Consider the following 16,309-nt stretch of genomic DNA (forward strand, 5'->3'; position numbering starts at 1 on the left):
GGGTGGGGGTAGCGGTTCGTTCTCTGTGGCACTTTCCCTGGGGTTGCCCCCGCCGGACGTTATCCGGCACCGCATGTCGATGGAGCCCGGACTTTCCTCCCCCGCGGCCTTTCGGCACCTGCGGGAGCGGCCGTCCGGCCGACTGACGCCCATAGGCATGGGGGTTTGTTGCCGTAAGGTCAAGAGACAAGCCGGGGTCCCGAACGGCTCCAAATAAATTATCCTGAAGATGTCGTTTTGCGTGCCGCCCGCTCGACTGGGTGTCGGCGATCCAGCCGATCTAGAGGAGATTTCGAGATGCAGTATCTGTTGTTGATCTACCAGAACGAGGTCGAGTACGCGAAACTCGACGCGGCAACGAGCCAGAAGATGATGGAGGAATACGGCAAGTTCACCCAGTCCATCATCCAGAGCGGCAACTTCAAGGCAGGCGACCGGCTACGACCGACGACTACGGCGACCAGCGTGCGCGTGCGCGACGGCAAGACGCTGACCACGGATGGCCCCTTCGCGGAGACGCGCGAGCAACTTGGCGGCTATTATCTGATCGAAGCAAAGGACCTCGACACGGCGCTGGCGATCGCGGCGCGCATCCCGAGCGCAAGGCTCGGCACGATCGAGGTGCGACCGATCTGGGTCTATGATTGAATGTCGTTCCGGGGCGCGCAAAGCGCGAACCCGGAACCTCGAGATTCCGGGTTCGCATCTTCGATGCGCCCCGGAATGACGGTGCCGCAAAATGACCCCGACCCAGATCGAAAAGATCTTCCGCGACGAGGCGAGCCGGGCGCTGGCGACGCTGATCCGTCTCGTCGGCGATTTCGATCTCGCGGAGGACGCGCTGCAGGAGGCGTTCGCGGTGGCGCTGGAGCGCTGGTATGCGGGCGACTTGCCGGACAATCCGCGGGCGTGGCTCGTCAATGTCGGCCGCAACAAGGCGATCGACCGCATCCGCCGCAATGCGGTGTTCCGCGGCAAGGAGCAGGAGTTGACGCACGAGCTACTGCTCAACGCGGCGGCTCCTTCCGAGCTCGCCGATGCCACGCTCGATGACGATATGCTGCGGCTGATCTTCACCTGCTGCCATCCATCCTTTGCCGAGGAGGTGCAGGTCGCGCTGACGCTGCGCACGGTCTGTGGCCTCGGCACGGCCCAGGTCGCGCGGGCCTTCCTCGTCAGCGAGGACGCGATGGCGCAACGGCTGCTCCGCGCGAAGCAGAAGATTCGTCTTGCCGGCATCCCCTACGAGGTGCCGGAGCGCGAGGCGCTGGAACCCAGGCTGCGCGGCGTGCTGGCGGTGATCTATCTCGTCTTCACCGAAGGTTATGCCGCGACCTCCGGCGAGGACCTGATGCGCCCGGATCTGGCGCGCGAGGCGATCCGGCTGGCGCGGCTGATCGATGCGCTGATGCCCGCCCGCGGCGAGATCAAAGGGCTCCTGGCCTTGATGCTCCTGCACGATGCGCGCCGCGCGGGCCGCAAGACCGCAGGCGGGGACATCGTGCTGCTCGAGGAGCAGGACCGCTCGCTGTGGGATTATCGCCAGATCGCCGAAGGCCTGCGATTGGTGGAGGAGGCGCTGCGCATGCCCGGCCGGCCGCAATCCTACGCCGTGCAGGCCGCGGTCGCGGCGCTGCATGCCCGTGCGCCGAGCTATAAAGACACGGACTGGCCGCAGATCGCCGGCCTCTACGAGGTGCTGCTCCGCATCAGCCCCTCGCCGGTGATCGAGCTCAATCATGCCGCGGCGGTGTCGATGGTCGACGGTCCGGCGCGCGCGCTCGACCTGATCGACGCACTCGAAGCGCGCGGCAGCCTCAAGGGTTACGAACTGCTTCCCGCAGTCCGCGCAGATCTGTTGCGCCGCCTCGGTCGCACTGATGACGCGCGCGAAGCCTATCTGGCGGCAACCGCCGCGACGCAACTGGAGCCGCTGCGGCGGCTCTATGCGCGCCGCATCGCGGAGATGGAGTGATGGCGCTACTTCCCACCTCCCTTGAAAAAGGGGAGGTCGATTTGCGCGGAACGCGCAAAGCGGGTGGGGATCACCTCTCTCCACGAACGCCAGCGCCCGTGGTTGACCCCCCATCCCGACCTTCCCACTTTCAGGGGGAAGGGGTTTCGAGCGTCGTTGTGGAGTCAGTGCCTACTTCGCTGCAACCCCTCCCGTCGCTTCCGGCAGGCTTTCCAGCAGCGCGTGCAGGGTGATCATGGTCGACTGGTCGGCGATGCCGTCGACGCGGGCCTGGCGGAAATGGCGCTGGAAGGCGGTGACGACTTCCATGGTGGGGCCGTCAAACTTGCCGTTGGTCGGGATGTTGTAGCCGTAGCGGGCGAATGCCTTCTGCATGTTGGTGACGTTGTCGCTGATCGCGCCGAGCTGGAGCGTATCCCCGCGCACGATCGGCGCTGGCTGAACCCAGTGCCCGACACCGGAATTGGCCAGCGAATGCCATGGGAACTTCTCGCCGGGATCCTTCTTGCGCGCTGGCGCCACGTCGGAATGGCCGAGCACGCGATGCGCGGGAACGTTGCGGCGGAGCATGATGCCGCGGCACAGCGCGATCACTGCCGCGATCTGGCGCAGTGGGTAGTCCGGATAACCCCAGTCGTGTCCGCGGTTGATGATCTCGATGCCGATCGAGCAGGAATTGATATCCTCTTCGCCGGCCCAGGAGGACACGCCGGCATGCCAGGCACGCTTGCTCTCCGGCACGCACTGAACGATGCGGCCGTCCTCCAGCACAATATAATGTGCGGAGACCTCGGTGCCGGCGGTGCAGAGCTGCGCGATGGCGCCTTCAACGTCGGGCATGCCGGTGTAGTGCAGCACGATCATGTCGGGCTGCCGGCCGTTATTTCGTTCACCGAAATTCACCGACGGGATGACGTCGGAGACGATCGAGGAGTCCGGAGTAAAGGTCTTCATGTCGGCGATGGCCCTGGGAACTGGAAGGGCGTGTTGACGCTTCGAATCAGCTGACGTGAACGAACCAGACGACATCCCAAATCTCAAACCCGGCGGCACAACGGCAACCCTGCAATTTCGGGACAGCCTTCAATTTACTATTCCTTTACCCTGCCGCGGGCGCAATCACATGACGCGCATGCCACGCGAATTTTAGACCCGGCTGTGGATGGTGCGGTTCCACGTGTGGTGAAAAAGCAAAAGAAACCGTGAAGGATTCGGCAACGCTTTCTTAACGCTAAATGCCGTTACTAAGTGATGAATAGCCGAACCGGTATTTGAGGGACGGCCGAGGCCCGCTTGCGCGCGAAATCCCATGGCAGCCCAGCAAACTCCGGTCGGAAATCAGGATTTGCGGCCTGATATGGGAACCGGCGCGTGCTCCGTGCCGCGGCTGTTCGGCCGGAACCGCGCACTGATGCGCAACCATTCGAGGCGCCATGGGCTGGTCCGTGTCCAGTTTCGACCCTGTATGCCGGACGGCGTCCGGAGCCGGCGCATGACGCCTGCTGCGCCCCATACTTCCGTACTCGGCCATGAGGCGGTCGCGCTGCTGAATCCGCAGGACGGCGGCATCTATGTCGACGCCACCTTTGGCGCTGGCGGTTATAGCCGACTGATTCTCGCCGTGCCTGGAACCCGCGTCATCGGCATCGACCGCGACCGGTCGGCGATCACGGCCGGTTTCGATCTGGTCGATCGCGCCGACGGCCGGCTGACGCTGGTCGAGGACCGCTTCTCCAGTCTCGCCGACATCTGCGTGGCCCAAGGCGTCGAAGCCGTTGACGGCGTGGTGATGGACATCGGCGTCTCCTCGATGCAGCTCGACCAGGCCGCGCGCGGCTTCTCGTTCCGCCTGGCAGGTCCGCTCGATATGAGAATGGGGCATTCGGGGCCGACCGCGGCGGATGTGATCGCAACCGCGTCCGAGCGCGATCTCGCCGACATCATCTATCTCTTCGGCGAGGAGCGGCACTCGCGCGCGGTGGCGCGCGCCATCGTCGCCGCGCGCAAGGAAGCGCCGATCACGACGACACAAGCGCTGGCCGACATCGTCGCCAGGGTGGTCCGTTCCAAGCCGAACGAGATCCATCCGGCGACGCGGACGTTCCAGGCGCTGCGCATCTTCGTCAATGAAGAGCTCGACGAATTGCATCGCGCGCTTACCGCCGCCGAGCGCGTGCTCAGGCCAGGCGGCCGGCTGGCGGTCGTCTCGTTCCATTCGCTGGAAGACCGCATCGTCAAGAATTTTCTTGCCGAGCGCGGCAAGGCGGCGGGCGGCTCACGGCATCTGCCCGAAGTGGCGCAGATGGCGCCGAGCTTCAAGATATTGACAAAACGTCCGCTGACGCCATCCGAGGACGAGGTCGCGGCCAATCCCCGCGCGCGATCGGCCAAGCTGCGCGCCGCCGAACGCACCGAGGCGCCGGCGCATGCCGCGGGTGCGCCGCCGTCTTGGCCGACGCTCGAACGCGTGATGAGGGGAGGCTAGCGAATGCGCATCCTCCACTTCCTCGTCATTGGTTTTCTCGTGGTTTGTGCGGCCTATGTCTACCGCATCAAGATGGAATCGACGGCGCGCACCGAACGCGTGCTGCGGCTCAACGCGGAAATCCGCGAGCAGCGCGACGCGATCGCGGCATTGCGTGCCGAATGGGCCAAGCTCGACGCGCCGCTTCGGCTGCAGGGATTGGCCGAACGTCATCTCGCGTTGAAACCGCTCACGGCCAATCAATATGACTCCTTGAAGAACCTGCCTGAACGTCCGCCGAACTTCGCGCGGCCAGGCGCGCCCGATCCGATCGGCGCGATGATCAACACCATCGAGGCGGCCGCCGACCAGGACAGCGTGACCGGATCGGTAGAGCAGCCGGCGCAGCAGGGAGATCAGCAATGACCGACCGCGCGCCAAGCACAAAGCCGGCCGAGCCGTGGCGGCAGCGGCTGATCCGCAGCATGCTCTACGGGCGGAATGTCGACCGCACCGCGAAGGCGCGCGCCCGTGTCGGTTTCGCGATCCTCGCCTTTGCCGCCGTCTACGCCATCATTGCCGGGCGGCTCGTGATGTTCGCGATCGGCGCCGACAGCCATGGCGCCCGGCGCACCGCCGCGCAGGATGCGATGGCGACCGCGCGCCCCGATATTGTCGACCGCAACGGCGCGATCCTTGCAACCGACGTCAAGGCGCCGAGCCTGTTCGGCGAGCCGCGCCGCATCATCGACAAGGACGAGGCGATCGAGCTTCTGACCGCGACGCTGCCCGACGTCGACACCGCCGAAGTGCGCGATCGTCTGTCCTCGAGAAAGGGCTTCGTCTGGCTGAAGCGCGAGATCACGCCGCAGCAGCAGCAGGATATCCACCGCCTCGGCATTCCCGGCATCGGCTTTTTGCGCGAGAACAGGCGCATCTATCCGACCGGCGCTGCCGTTGCCCACCTGATCGGCCTTGTCAATATCGACAACCAGGGCATCGCCGGCATGGAGAAGTGGCTGGACAATAACGGCCTGGCCGATCTGCATCGCGCGGGCTTTGCCACTGACCGCCTGCAGAAGCCGGTGGAACTGTCGATCGATCTGCGCGTCGAGCATGCGCTGCGCGACGAGCTCTTGAAGGCCAAGGAGAAATACAAGGCCAAGGCGGCCTCGGGCCTCGTCTCCAACGTACGGACCGGCGAGATCGTCGCGCTGGTCTCACTGCCCGATTTCGATCCGAACAATCCGAAGGAGGCGCACGACCCTGACCGTATCAACCGCCTGACCACGGGCGTGTTCGAGATGGGCTCCACCTTCAAGACGCTGACGCTGGCGATGGCACTGGATTCCGGCAAGGCCACGCTCAACACCATGTATGACGCGCGCGGTGCGCTGCACTATGGCAAGTTCGCGATCCACGACACCCATCCGCTCGGCCGCGCGATCTCGCTGTCGGAAGTGTTCACCTTCTCCTCCAATGTCGGCGCGGCCCGCGTTGCGCTGAGCCAGGGGGTGGAGGCGCACAAGGCGTTCCTGAAGAAGGTCGGTCAGCTCGACCGGCTGCGCACCGAACTGCCGGAGAGCGCATCGCCGATCGTGCCAAAGCGCTGGGGCGAGTTGAACACGATCACCATCTCCTTCGGCCACGGCATCGCGGTTGCGCCGCTGCAGGCGGTGATGGGCATCAACGCGATGGTCAATGGCGGCTATCTGATCCAGCCGACCTTCCTGAAGCGGTCGGAGGAAGAGGCGAGGGCGATCGCGAAAAAAGTGGTCAAGACCGAGACGTCGGACAAGATCCGCTATTTGATGCGGCTCAACGCCGAGATCGGAACCGCCAAGTCGGCCGATGTGAAGGGCTATTATATCGGCGGCAAGACCGGCACCGCGGAAAAGGTGGTCAATGGCCGCTATTCCAAAAAGCAGGTGCTGAACTCGTTTACGGCCATCATGCCGGCCGATAATCCGAAGTACCAGCTTCTGGTGATGCTGGACGAGCCGAAGGCGCTGCCGGAGACCCATGGTTTCATCACCTCGGGCTGGAATGCGGTGCCGACCGGTGGCAAGGTCATCGCCCGTATTGCGCCGCTTTTGGGGATCGAGCCGCGCTTCGATCTGCCGCCGTCCGACCGCCTTATTCTTGCGGCATCGAGGACAACCCAGTAAGGCGTGGAGCGGGGCATGATCCGGAAGCGTGAAATGCGGAATTCCGGGAGGATCATGCTCAAACCGAAAGCGAGAGCAGGGCGCCGCTTCGAGGAAGCGCTGTCACATTCGAACGTGTAAATCGTCGGCCGGACTGGAAGATCATGAGACTTCGCGACCTCTTCAGTGCTGATGCCACGATCGATCCGCTTGCCGAAGCGATCGAAATCGGAGGATTGACCGCCGATAGCCGCACGGCAAAGGCCGGCGATCTGTTCTTCGCGCTCGCCGGTTACAAGACCGATGGGGCGCGCTTCATCGATGCCGCGATTGCCGCAGGCGCGGTGGCGGTCGCGGGCGACCATCGGCCGCAGGGTGGCCTGCGCGTGCCCTTTGTCGTGACGCCCAATCCACGCCGCGCATTGGCATTGGCTGCGGCGAAGTTCTTCCCGCGCCAGCCGGAGACGATTGCGGCGGTGACCGGCACCAGCGGCAAGACATCGGTGGCGGCCTTCACGCGTCAGATCTGGCAGCGATTGGGGCACGATGCCGCGAGCATCGGCACCATCGGCCTGGTGTCGCCGAAGCGCACGGTCTACGGCTCGCTGACCACGCCCGATCCGATCGAACTGCATCGCCAGCTCGACGAGATCGCCGGTGACGGCGTCACGCATCTCGCATTCGAGGCGTCCTCGCACGGGCTCGACCAGTATCGGCTCGACGGCGTGCGCGTCGCCGCCGGCGGATTCACCAACCTGTCGCGCGACCACATGGATTATCACCCCGACGTGGCGCATTATCTCAACGCCAAACTGCGGCTGTTCCGCGACCTTGTGCTGCCCGGCGGCGCGGCCGTGATTTCTGCCGATCATGATTGCTCGCCTGACGTGATCGATGTGGCGCGCGCGCGCAAGCTCGGGGTCATCACCGTTGGCCGCAACGCCGATGGCGGAGATGGCATTCGCCTGGTCGAGGCTTCGATCGAAGGTTTTGCGCAGAAGCTCGTGATCGAGCATCGCGGCCAGAGGCGCGCCATCCATCTGCCGCTGGTCGGCGAGTTCCAGATCGAGAATGCGCTGGTGGCCGCCGGCCTTGCGATCGGCACCGGCAGCGAGGCCGATGCGGTGTTCGCGAGCCTCGAACATCTCGAGGGCGCCAAGGGCCGGCTCGAACGTGTCGGCGAGCGCAACGGCGCGCCGATCTTCGTCGACTACGCGCACAAGCCGGATGCGCTCGCGAAGGCGCTGCAGGCGCTGCGGCCCTATGCGAAGCGCAAGCTGATCGTGGTCTTCGGCGCCGGTGGCGACCGCGACGCGGGCAAGCGTCCGCTGATGGGCGCGATTGCCGCCGACAATGCCGACAGCGTCATCGTCACCGACGACAATCCGCGCAGCGAGAATCCGGCGGCGATCCGCGCCGCCATCCTCGCCGCGGCAAAGGGCGCCAGCGAAATCGGCGATCGCGCCGAGGCGATCAAGGCCGGCATCGCCGCATTGCAGCCGGGCGATGCGCTCCTGATCGCCGGCAAGGGGCATGAAGTCGGGCAGATCGTCGGCGACAGGACGCTGCCGTTCAGCGATCATGAGGCCGTGGCGACGGCGCTTGAAGCGAGGGTCGCATGAGCACACCATTATGGACATCGGCGGCGATGGTCGATGCGATGCGCGCGGCGACGCAGGGGCGCTTGCCCTCGGGCGTCACCGGCCTTTCCATCGACAGCCGTACGCTTCGGCCGGGCGAGGCTTACTTCGCCATCAAGGGCGACGTGCATGACGGCCACGCCTTCGTCGACGCCGCGTTGAAGGCGGGCGCCGCGCTCGCGGTGGTCGAGAAGGCGCAGCGCGACAAGTTTCCCGCCGATGCGCCGCTCCTGATCGTCGATGATGTGCTCGCCGGTCTCGTCGATCTTGCCCACGCCTCACGCGCGCGGCTCAACGCCAGGATCATTGCGGTCACCGGCTCGGTCGGCAAGACTTCGACCAAGGAAGGGCTGCGCCACGTACTCTCGGCACAAGGCGAGACGCACGCCTCCGTCGCGTCCTTCAACAATCATTGGGGCGTGCCGCTGTCGCTGGCGCGCTGCCCCGCGTCGGCGCGCTTCGCGGTGTTCGAGATCGGCATGAACCATGTCGGCGAGATCACGCCGCTGGTGAAGATGGTGCGGCCGCATGTTGCCGTGATCACCACCGTGGAGCCGGTACATCTAGAGTTCTTTTCCGGCATCGAGCAGATCGCGGACGCCAAGGCGGAGATCTTCCTGGGTCTCGAGCCTGACGGCGCCGTCGTGCTCAACCGCGACAATCCGCAATTCGCCAGACTTGTGACGCGCGCAAAGGAACTTGGTATTTCACGCATCGTTTCCTTCGGCATGGACTCGCAATCCGACGCGCGGCTGATCGACGTGTCGCTGCATGCGGTCTGTTCCGCCGTGCACGCCAACATCCTCGGCCATGACGTCACCTACAAGATCAGCATGCCCGGCCGTCATATGGCGATGAACTCGCTTGCCGTGCTCGCCGGTGCGTCGCTGATCGGCGCGGACCTCGCGCGCGCGGCCTTGTCGCTGTCGCAGCTCGAGGCGCCCGCGGGCCGCGGTGCGCGGCGCATCCTCGAGATCGGGACCGGCGAGGCGACGCTGATCGATGAGAGTTACAATGCCAATCCGGCGTCGATGGCGGCTGCGCTGAACGTGCTTGGGCGCGCCCAGCTCGGTCCGCAGGGTCGCCGCATCGCCGTGCTCGGCGACATGCTCGAGCTCGGCCCGACCGGCCCGGCGCTGCATCGCGCCCTGGCCGAGGCTGTCAGCGCCAACAATATCGACCTCGTTTATTGTTGTGGTCCGCTGATGCGCAACCTCTGGGACGCTCTTTCCTCGGCAAGGCGGGGAGGCTATGCCGATAGCTCGGCGAGTCTGGAGACCCAGGCGGTCGCGGCGATCCGCCCCGGCGATGCCGTCATGGTCAAGGGATCGCTGGGTTCGAAGATGAAGCGGATCGTCAACGCGCTGGAAAAGCGCTTTCCCGGCAAAGCCGCGCATGAAAAAGCGCTATAGGCATATTGAATGTTTTATTGGCTGATCGACCTTTCCAACACGGTCCCCGGCTTCGGGGGGCTCCGGACGGCGCTCAACGTGTTCCGCTACATCACCTTCCGCACCGGCGGGGCGATGGTCACGGGTGCGCTGTTCGTGTTCCTGTTCGGGCCCTGGATCATCGATCATCTGCGGCTGCGCCAGGGCAAGGGCCAGCCGATCCGAACCGACGGCCCGCAGTCGCACCTGATCTCCAAGAAGGGTACGCCGACCATGGGCGGGCTGATGATCCTGTCCGGCGTGGTGGTGGCGACGCTGCTCTGGGCCAACCCGATCAACCCTTACGTCTGGATCGTGCTGGCGGTGACGCTGGGTTTCGGCTTCGTCGGCTTCTATGACGATTATCTGAAGGTCACCAAGCAGAGCCATAGCGGCTTTGCCGGCAAGCTGCGCCTTGCGATCGAGGCGATCATCGCGCTCGCCGCCTGTTACGCGCTGGTGCGGCTCGGCCGCGATGTGTCCTCGACCTCGCTCGCGATTCCCTTCTTCAAGGATGTCGTGTTCAATTTCGGCTGGTTCTTCGTGATCTTCGGCGCCTTCGTCATGGTCGGCGCGGGAAATGCGGTGAACCTGACCGACGGCCTCGACGGTCTTGCCATCGTTCCGGTGATGATCGCGGCTGCCAGTTTCGGCATGATCTCCTATCTCACCGGCAACGCGGTGTTCTCCGACTACCTGCAGATCAATTATGTCGCCGGCACCGGCGAGCTCGCGGTGCTCTGCGGCGCCGTGCTGGGCGCCGGTCTCGGATTCCTGTGGTTCAACGCGCCGCCGGCCTCGATCTTCATGGGCGACACCGGCTCGCTCGCGCTCGGCGGCATGCTGGGAGCAACGGCCGTTGCGGTGAAGCACGAGATCGTGCTGGCGGTGATCGGCGGCCTGTTCGTGCTGGAAGCGGTTTCGGTGATCGTGCAGGTGGCTTCGTTCAAGCTCACCGGCAAGCGCGTGTTCCGGATGGCGCCGCTGCACCACCATTTCGAGCAGAAGGGCTGGACCGAGCCGCAGATCGTGATCCGCTTCTGGATCATCTCGGTGATGCTGGCACTCGCCGGCCTCTCCACGTTGAAGCTGCGATGATCTCTGTCACCTCCTTCGCCGGCAAGACGGTTGCCGTGTTCGGCCTCGGCGGTTCGGGCCTCGCGAGCTGCCACGCGCTGAAGGCGGGCGGGGCGGAGGTGATCGCGGGCGACGATAATGCCGACAATATCGCGAAAGCCGCCCAAGCCGGCTTCACCACCGCCGATCTGCGCTCCGTATCCTGGGCGAATTTCGCTGCATTGATCCTGACCCCCGGTGCGCCGCTGACCCATCCCGCCCCGCATTGGAGCGTGCTGCTGGCGCGCCAGGCTGGCGTGGAGGTGATCGGCGACATCGAATTGTTCTGCCGCGAGCGGCGCCGTCACGCGCCGCAGGCGCCGTTCGTCGCGATCACCGGCACCAACGGCAAGTCGACCACGACGGCGCTGATCGCGCATCTCATGAAGGTCGCGGGCTACGACACCCAGATGGGCGGCAATATCGGCACCGCGATCCTATCGCTGGAGCCGCCGCGGATGGGACGCGTCCATGTGATCGAGATGTCGTCCTACCAGATCGACCTCACGCCCTCGCTCGATCCGTCCGTCGGCATCCTGCTCAACGTCAGCGAGGACCACATCGATCGCCACGGCACGCTGGAAAATTACGCCGCGGTGAAGGAGCGGCTGGTGGCCGGCGTTCAGCCGGCGGGCACCTCGATCGTCGGCGTCGACGACATCTTCTGCCGCAACATCGCCGACCGTCTCGATCAGGCAGGCAAGCGCGTGGTGCGCGTGTCCGTGAAGAACCCGCTGCCCGACGGCATCTATGTCGAACGAGAGACCATCGTGCGTGCGTCGGGCGCTGCGCGCAGCGAAGTCGCGCGGCTCGGCGGCATCGGTTCGCTGCGCGGCCTGCACAACGCCCAGAACGCCGCATGCGCCGCGGCCTGCGCGCTGGCGATGGGCATCTCGACGGATGTGCTGCAGAACGGCCTGCGCAGTTTTCCCGGCCTCGCGCACCGCATGGAGCAGGTCGGTCGCCGCGGCAACGTGCTGTTCGTCAACGATTCCAAAGGCACCAACGCCGATGCGGCCGCGCATGCGCTGTCGTCGTTTTCTGACATCTTCTGGATCGCAGGCGGTAAGCCGAAGGCCGGCGGCATCACCGGCCTGACCGGCTATTTCCCGCGCATCCGCAAAGCCTATCTGATCGGCGAGGCGGCGCCGGAATTTTCCGGCACCCTCGGCGACGCGGTGCCGCACGAGATTTCGCAGACGCTGGACGTGGCAGTCGCCAACGCCGCGCGTGACGCCGAAGCCTCCGGCCTCACTGATGCGGTCGTGCTCTTGTCGCCCGCCTGCGCGTCGTTCGACCAGTACCGCAATTTCGAAATCCGCGGCGCCGCCTTCCGCGACCTCGTGACGGCGCTGCCCGGCGTCAAGCCGGTGGTGTGAATCCCACACTCGGCTGTCGTCACCCGCGAAGGCGGTTGATCCAGTATTCCAGAGACGCCGGTGGCTTGTGTCGATAGTCCGGCGTTTACTGGACACCCCGCCTGCGCGGGGTATGACGACGGCAGAGCCGCTTCCGCCACGCATCAAAACTTCCGCAGTTCATTAACCCTTCGGAAACCATCCTCGTCCACCAATGGCCGTTACCTCCGCCATCTGGGGACGCACCATGCTCGCCCGTGACCAACGCTCGCCGCTGTCCGACTGGTGGTGGACCATCGACAAGCCGCTGCTGGGTGCGATCATCGCGCTGATGTTCGGCGGCGTCATCCTGTCCCTGGCGGCAAGCCCCCCGGTCGCGACCCGGATCGGGCTCGATCCCTTCCATTTCTTCAGCCGGCACGTGCTGTTCCTGCTGCCGTCCTTCATGGTGCTGATCGCGGTCTCCTTCCTGTCGCCGCGCCAGATCCGGCGTGTGGCGCTGGTGGTGTTCTTCGGCAGCATCGCGCTGATCGTGATGACGCTCCTGATCGGCCCCGAGGTGAAGGGCTCGCGGCGCTGGATCACGCTGGTCGGCGTCAACATCCAGGCGTCCGAATCGGCAAAGCCCGCCTTCGTCATCGTCGCGGCCTGGCTGTTTGCGGAATCGACCAGGCGCCCCGAGATGCCCGCGACGTCGATGGCGCTGGTGCTGCTGTTGATGCTGGTCTCGCTCTTGGTGATGGAGCCTGATTTCGGCCAGACCATGCTGATCCTGATGGTGTGGGGCGCGCTGTTCTTCATCGCAGGGATGCGGATGATCTGGGTGTTGGGACTCGCAGGCGCCGCCGGCCTCGGCCTGTTCAGCGCCTATCTGTTCGTCCCGCACGTCGCCGGCCGCATCAAGCGCTTCATGAATCCGGCCTCCGGCGACACCTTCCAGGTCGACATGGCGATGGAGGCGTTCTGGAACGGCGGCTGGTTCGGGCTCGGGCCGGGCGAGGGCATCGCCAAGCGCAGCCTGCCGGACAGCCACACTGACTTCGTGTTCGCGGTCGCCGCCGAAGAGTTCGGCATCATCCTCTGTCTCGCGCTGCTGGCGCTGTTCGCCTTCGTCGTGATCCGCACGCTGTCGCGCGCCTACGCCAGCGAGGACATGTTTGCGCGCTTTGCGGCATCGGGGCTTGCGATCCTGTTCGGGGTGCAGGCCGCGATCAACATGGCGGTCAATCTGCAACTGATTCCCGCCAAGGGCATGACGCTGCCGTTCATCTCCTATGGCGGCTCCTCGATCGTTTCGCTGGCTTATGGCGTCGGCATGATGCTGGCGCTCACGAGGCAGCGCCCGCGCACCGAGATCGAATCGACCAATGCGGCCAGCGCAGCGCCGAGCTATGCGTAGCTCGTCATTGCGAGGAGCGAAGCGACCAAGCAATCCATGCCTCCGCAAGCGGTGAAATGGATTGCTTCGTGGAGCCTGTCATCGGGCGGCGCTTTGCGCCGACCCGGTGGCTCGCAATGACGGCTTAATGCCTGTAGAAGCCAGCCATGGATAACGCGCCCCTCATCCTGCTGGCTGCCGGCGGCACCGGCGGCCATTTGTTCCCCGCCGAAGCGCTCGGCGTGGAACTGATCAAACGCGGCCTGCGCGTGCGGCTCGCCACCGACGCCCGCGCGCTGCGCTACAGCGGACTGTTCTCCAAGGAAAATATCGACGTGGTGCCGAGCGAGACGGTGCGCGGCCGCAATCCGGTCGCGCTCGCCCGCACCGCGATCATGCTTGGCTATGGCCTCGCGGTTGCCGCCAATCTGGTGCGCCGGCTGAAGCCGGCTGCGGTGGTCGGGTTCGGCGGCTACCCCACCGTGCCGCCGCTGCTCGCCGCGCGCTTGCTCGGCGTGCCCGGCATCATCCATGACGCCAACGCGGTGCTCGGTCGCGCCAACCGCTTCCTCTCCGGCCGCGTCAATGCGATCGCGACCTCGCTGCCCGGCGTGCTCGATCGCGATCCGGCGCTGGCCGGCAAGACCACCACCGTCGGCACGCCGATGCGGCCCGCGATTCTCGCGGCCGCCGCGGTGCCGTTTGCCACGCCGGAACCGAACGGGCCGCTGCGCCTGCTGGTGGTCGGCGGCAGCCAGGGTGCGCGGGTGATGAGCGACATCGTGCCCGGCGCGATCGAGAAGCTCGAGCCGGCGCTGTGGAGCCGCCTGATCCTCACCCAGCAGGTGCGGGAGGAGGACATGGCCCGGGTGCGCGCGGTCTATGACCGGCTCAAGATCAATGTCGAGCTCGCGCCGTTCTTCAGCGACCTGCCGGCAAAACTCGCCGCCAGCCATCTCGTGATCTCGCGCTCCGGTGCCGGCACCGTCGCCGAGCTCGCCGCCATCGGGCGGCCCTCGATCCTGGTGCCGCTGCCCGGCGCGATCGACCAGGACCAGTTCGCCAATGCCGGTGTGCTGTCGCAGGCCGGCGGGGGCTTGCGGATTCCGCAGGCGGAATTCACGCACGATCGTTTGGCCGCGGAAATCTCCGCTTTCGCCGCCGAACCGGCGAAATTGACGGCGATGGCCGCTGCAGCGCGCGGCGTCGGCCGGCTGGACGCCGCCGAGCGGCTGGCCGATCTGGTGGTGAAAGTGGCCGGAATCTAGGCGGCCGCGTGCAAAATTGCCCTTGTCATGCCCCGCGAAAGCGGGGCATCCAGTAAACCGCGCAGTTGATATGAATCGCTGCCTTCGCGGACGATGACGTCGAGGAACACCGCATGAGACTGCCGCGCGAGATCGGACCTATCCATTTCATCGGGATCGGCGGCATCGGCATGAGCGGCATCGCCGAGGTGCTCTGCAATCTCGGCTACACCGTGCAGGGCTCCGACGCTTCCGAGAACGGCAATGTCACGCGGCTGCGGGAAAAGGGGATCACCGTCTCTGTCGGTCATAAGGCCGAGAACATCACCGGCGCCGACGTCGTCGTGGTCTCGACCGCGATCAAGCGCGACAATCCGGAGCTGATGGCGGCGCGTGCGCACCGAATTCCCGTGGTGCGCCGCGCGGAGATGCTGGCGGAACTGATGCGGCTGAAGAGCTGCGTCGCGATCGCCGGCACCCACGGCAAGACCACGACCACCTCGATGGTCGCAGCCCTGCTCGATGCCGGCGATCTCGATCCGACCGTGATCAATGGCGGCATCATCAATGCCTATGGCACCAATGCGCGCCTCGGCGCCGGCGACTGGATGGTGGTGGAAGCCGATGAGAGCGACGGCACCTTTCTGAAGCTGCCGACCGACGTCGCCATCGTCACCAATGTCGACCCCGAGCATCTCGATCACTTCAAGACCTTCGAAGCTGTGCAGGATGCATTCCGCGCCTTCGTCGAGAACGTGCCGTTCTACGGCTTCGCAGTGATGTGCATCGACCACGCGACCGTGCAGACGATCGTCGGCCGCATCGAGGACCGCCGCATCATCACCTACGGCCAGAATCCGCAGGCCGATGCGCGGCTGGTCGACCTCCAGCCGATTCCCGGCGGCTCCAAGTTCAACGTCGCCTTCCGCAACCGCAAGACCGGTGTCACGCACGAGATATCGGATATCGTGCTGCCGATGCCGGGCCGCCACAATGCGTTGAACGCCACCGCGGCAATCGCGGTTGCGCATGAGCTCGGGATTTCCGACGACGCGATCCGCAAGGCCATCGCAGGCTTTGGCGGCGTGAAGCGGCGCTTCACCAGGACCGGCGAGTGGAACGGCGTCACCGTGATCGACGATTACGGCCACCATCCCGTCGAGATCGCGGCCGTGCTGAAAGCGGCGCGCGAGTCCTATCAAGGCAGGATCATCGCCGTGGTGCAGCCGCATCGTTTCACCCGCCTGCAGTCGCTGTTCGAGGAATTCTGCACCTGCTTCAACGATGCCGACGCGGTCGTCGTCGCCGAGGTCTACCCGGCAGGCGAGGCGCCGATCCCGGGCATCGATCGCGATCATTTCGTGCTCGGCCTGCGCGCGCACGGCCATCGCGAGGTGATCCCGCTGCCGAACGCCGGCGAGCTTGCCAAGATCGTCCGCGGCCTTGCCAAACCCGGCGATCTCGTCGTGTGTCTCGGCGCCGGCAACATCACACAATGGGCCTACGCATTGCCCGGCGAATTGAAGGCGCTGGGCTAGCGTGGCCGGTTTCCCC

The 16,309-nt window shown here is 65.6% G+C and carries 13 protein-coding genes; 12 read left to right on the top strand and 1 reads right to left on the bottom strand.

From position 1 onward, the window contains the following. Positions 1-297: 297 nt before the first annotated feature. Together I6F35_RS32760 and I6F35_RS32765 are read left to right on the top strand one after the other, a co-directional pair. Positions 298-648 carry a YciI family protein gene (locus I6F35_RS32760; protein ID WP_225121773.1) on the top strand — a complete coding sequence of 117 codons (351 nt, stop codon included), beginning with the start codon at positions 298-300 and terminating at the stop codon, positions 646-648. Positions 649-739: 91 nt separating this feature from the next. Further along, the gene (locus I6F35_RS32765; RefSeq protein ID WP_225121774.1) at positions 740-1,975 is read left to right on the top strand and encodes an RNA polymerase sigma factor; all 1,236 of its coding nucleotides are present in this window, start codon (positions 740-742) and stop codon (positions 1,973-1,975) included. A gap of 171 nt (positions 1,976-2,146) precedes the next feature. Here I6F35_RS32765 and I6F35_RS32770 read toward each other — a convergent pair whose 3' ends face one another. Continuing rightward, positions 2,147-3,004: an N-acetylmuramoyl-L-alanine amidase gene (locus tag I6F35_RS32770; protein ID WP_225121775.1), complete on the bottom strand. Its 858-nt coding sequence runs from the start codon at positions 3,002-3,004 to the stop codon at positions 2,147-2,149. A gap of 463 nt (positions 3,005-3,467) precedes the next feature. On the opposite strand from I6F35_RS32770, the gene rsmH reads away from it, so the two are divergent. From rsmH to murC, 10 genes are all read left to right on the top strand, one after another. Continuing rightward, positions 3,468-4,460, top strand: a complete 993-nt coding sequence (rsmH, locus tag I6F35_RS32775) for a 16S rRNA (cytosine(1402)-N(4))-methyltransferase RsmH (RefSeq protein WP_225121776.1) — start codon at positions 3,468-3,470, stop codon at positions 4,458-4,460. Positions 4,461-4,463: 3 nt separating this feature from the next. After that, positions 4,464-4,865: a hypothetical protein gene (locus I6F35_RS32780; RefSeq protein WP_225121777.1), complete on the top strand. Its 402-nt coding sequence runs from the start codon at positions 4,464-4,466 to the stop codon at positions 4,863-4,865. Next, positions 4,862-6,607 (top strand): penicillin-binding protein 2, encoded by a 1,746-nt coding sequence (locus I6F35_RS32785; RefSeq protein ID WP_225121778.1) that lies wholly within the window; start codon positions 4,862-4,864, stop codon positions 6,605-6,607. The genes I6F35_RS32780 and I6F35_RS32785 overlap by 4 nt, the downstream gene beginning before the upstream one ends. Before the next feature lie 143 nt (positions 6,608-6,750). After that, entirely contained in the window at positions 6,751-8,208 is a 1,458-nt protein-coding gene (locus I6F35_RS32790) for a UDP-N-acetylmuramoyl-L-alanyl-D-glutamate--2,6-diaminopimelate ligase (RefSeq protein ID WP_225121779.1), read from the top strand. After that, positions 8,205-9,638 carry a UDP-N-acetylmuramoylalanyl-D-glutamyl-2,6-diaminopimelate--D-alanyl-D-alanine ligase gene (locus I6F35_RS32795; protein ID WP_225121780.1) on the top strand — a complete coding sequence of 478 codons (1,434 nt, stop codon included), beginning with the start codon at positions 8,205-8,207 and terminating at the stop codon, positions 9,636-9,638. The genes I6F35_RS32790 and I6F35_RS32795 overlap by 4 nt, the downstream gene beginning before the upstream one ends. Before the next feature lie 9 nt (positions 9,639-9,647). Further along, positions 9,648-10,754 carry a phospho-N-acetylmuramoyl-pentapeptide-transferase gene (gene mraY / locus I6F35_RS32800; protein ID WP_225121781.1) on the top strand — a complete coding sequence of 369 codons (1,107 nt, stop codon included), beginning with the start codon at positions 9,648-9,650 and terminating at the stop codon, positions 10,752-10,754. Beyond that, positions 10,751-12,151, top strand: coding sequence for a UDP-N-acetylmuramoyl-L-alanine--D-glutamate ligase (murD, locus tag I6F35_RS32805; protein ID WP_225121782.1), 1,401 nt, complete (start codon positions 10,751-10,753; stop codon positions 12,149-12,151). Before mraY ends, murD begins: the two co-directional genes overlap by 4 nt. Positions 12,152-12,377: 226 nt before the next feature. Then, a complete protein-coding gene (gene ftsW, locus I6F35_RS32810) occupies positions 12,378-13,529 on the top strand; it encodes a putative lipid II flippase FtsW (protein ID WP_225121783.1) in 1,152 nt (383 codons plus the stop codon). 146 nt (positions 13,530-13,675) lie between these two features. Beyond that, positions 13,676-14,776, top strand: a complete 1,101-nt coding sequence (murG, locus tag I6F35_RS32815; protein ID WP_225121784.1) for an undecaprenyldiphospho-muramoylpentapeptide beta-N-acetylglucosaminyltransferase — start codon at positions 13,676-13,678, stop codon at positions 14,774-14,776. Positions 14,777-14,889: 113 nt separating this feature from the next. Further along, complete coding sequence (gene murC / locus I6F35_RS32820) at positions 14,890-16,293, top strand: UDP-N-acetylmuramate--L-alanine ligase (protein ID WP_225121785.1); 1,404 nt, start codon at positions 14,890-14,892, stop codon at positions 16,291-16,293. Positions 16,294-16,309 lie beyond the last annotated feature (16 nt).

Source organism: Bradyrhizobium sp. BRP22, from assembly GCF_020194175.1.
Classification (GTDB): Bacteria; Pseudomonadota; Alphaproteobacteria; order Rhizobiales; family Xanthobacteraceae; genus Bradyrhizobium.

Coding starts and splice junctions, on each gene's coding strand:
- I6F35_RS32765 (WP_225121774.1), top strand. CDS start 740: ATGACCCCGACCCAGATCGAAAAGATCTTCCGCGACGAGGCGAGCCGG.
- I6F35_RS32795 (WP_225121780.1), top strand. CDS start 8,205: ATGAGCACACCATTATGGACATCGGCGGCGATGGTCGATGCGATGCGC.
- I6F35_RS32760 (WP_225121773.1), top strand. CDS start 298: ATGCAGTATCTGTTGTTGATCTACCAGAACGAGGTCGAGTACGCGAAA.
- I6F35_RS32780 (WP_225121777.1), top strand. CDS start 4,464: ATGCGCATCCTCCACTTCCTCGTCATTGGTTTTCTCGTGGTTTGTGCG.
- mraY (WP_225121781.1), top strand. CDS start 9,648: ATGTTTTATTGGCTGATCGACCTTTCCAACACGGTCCCCGGCTTCGGG.
- murG (WP_225121784.1), top strand. CDS start 13,676: ATGGATAACGCGCCCCTCATCCTGCTGGCTGCCGGCGGCACCGGCGGC.
- murC (WP_225121785.1), top strand. CDS start 14,890: ATGAGACTGCCGCGCGAGATCGGACCTATCCATTTCATCGGGATCGGC.
- I6F35_RS32770 (WP_225121775.1), bottom strand. CDS start 3,004: ATGTCGTCTGGTTCGTTCACGTCAGCTGATTCGAAGCGTCAACACGCC.
- ftsW (WP_225121783.1), top strand. CDS start 12,378: ATGCTCGCCCGTGACCAACGCTCGCCGCTGTCCGACTGGTGGTGGACC.
- rsmH (WP_225121776.1), top strand. CDS start 3,468: ATGACGCCTGCTGCGCCCCATACTTCCGTACTCGGCCATGAGGCGGTC.
- I6F35_RS32785 (WP_225121778.1), top strand. CDS start 4,862: ATGACCGACCGCGCGCCAAGCACAAAGCCGGCCGAGCCGTGGCGGCAG.
- I6F35_RS32790 (WP_225121779.1), top strand. CDS start 6,751: ATGAGACTTCGCGACCTCTTCAGTGCTGATGCCACGATCGATCCGCTT.
- murD (WP_225121782.1), top strand. CDS start 10,751: ATGATCTCTGTCACCTCCTTCGCCGGCAAGACGGTTGCCGTGTTCGGC.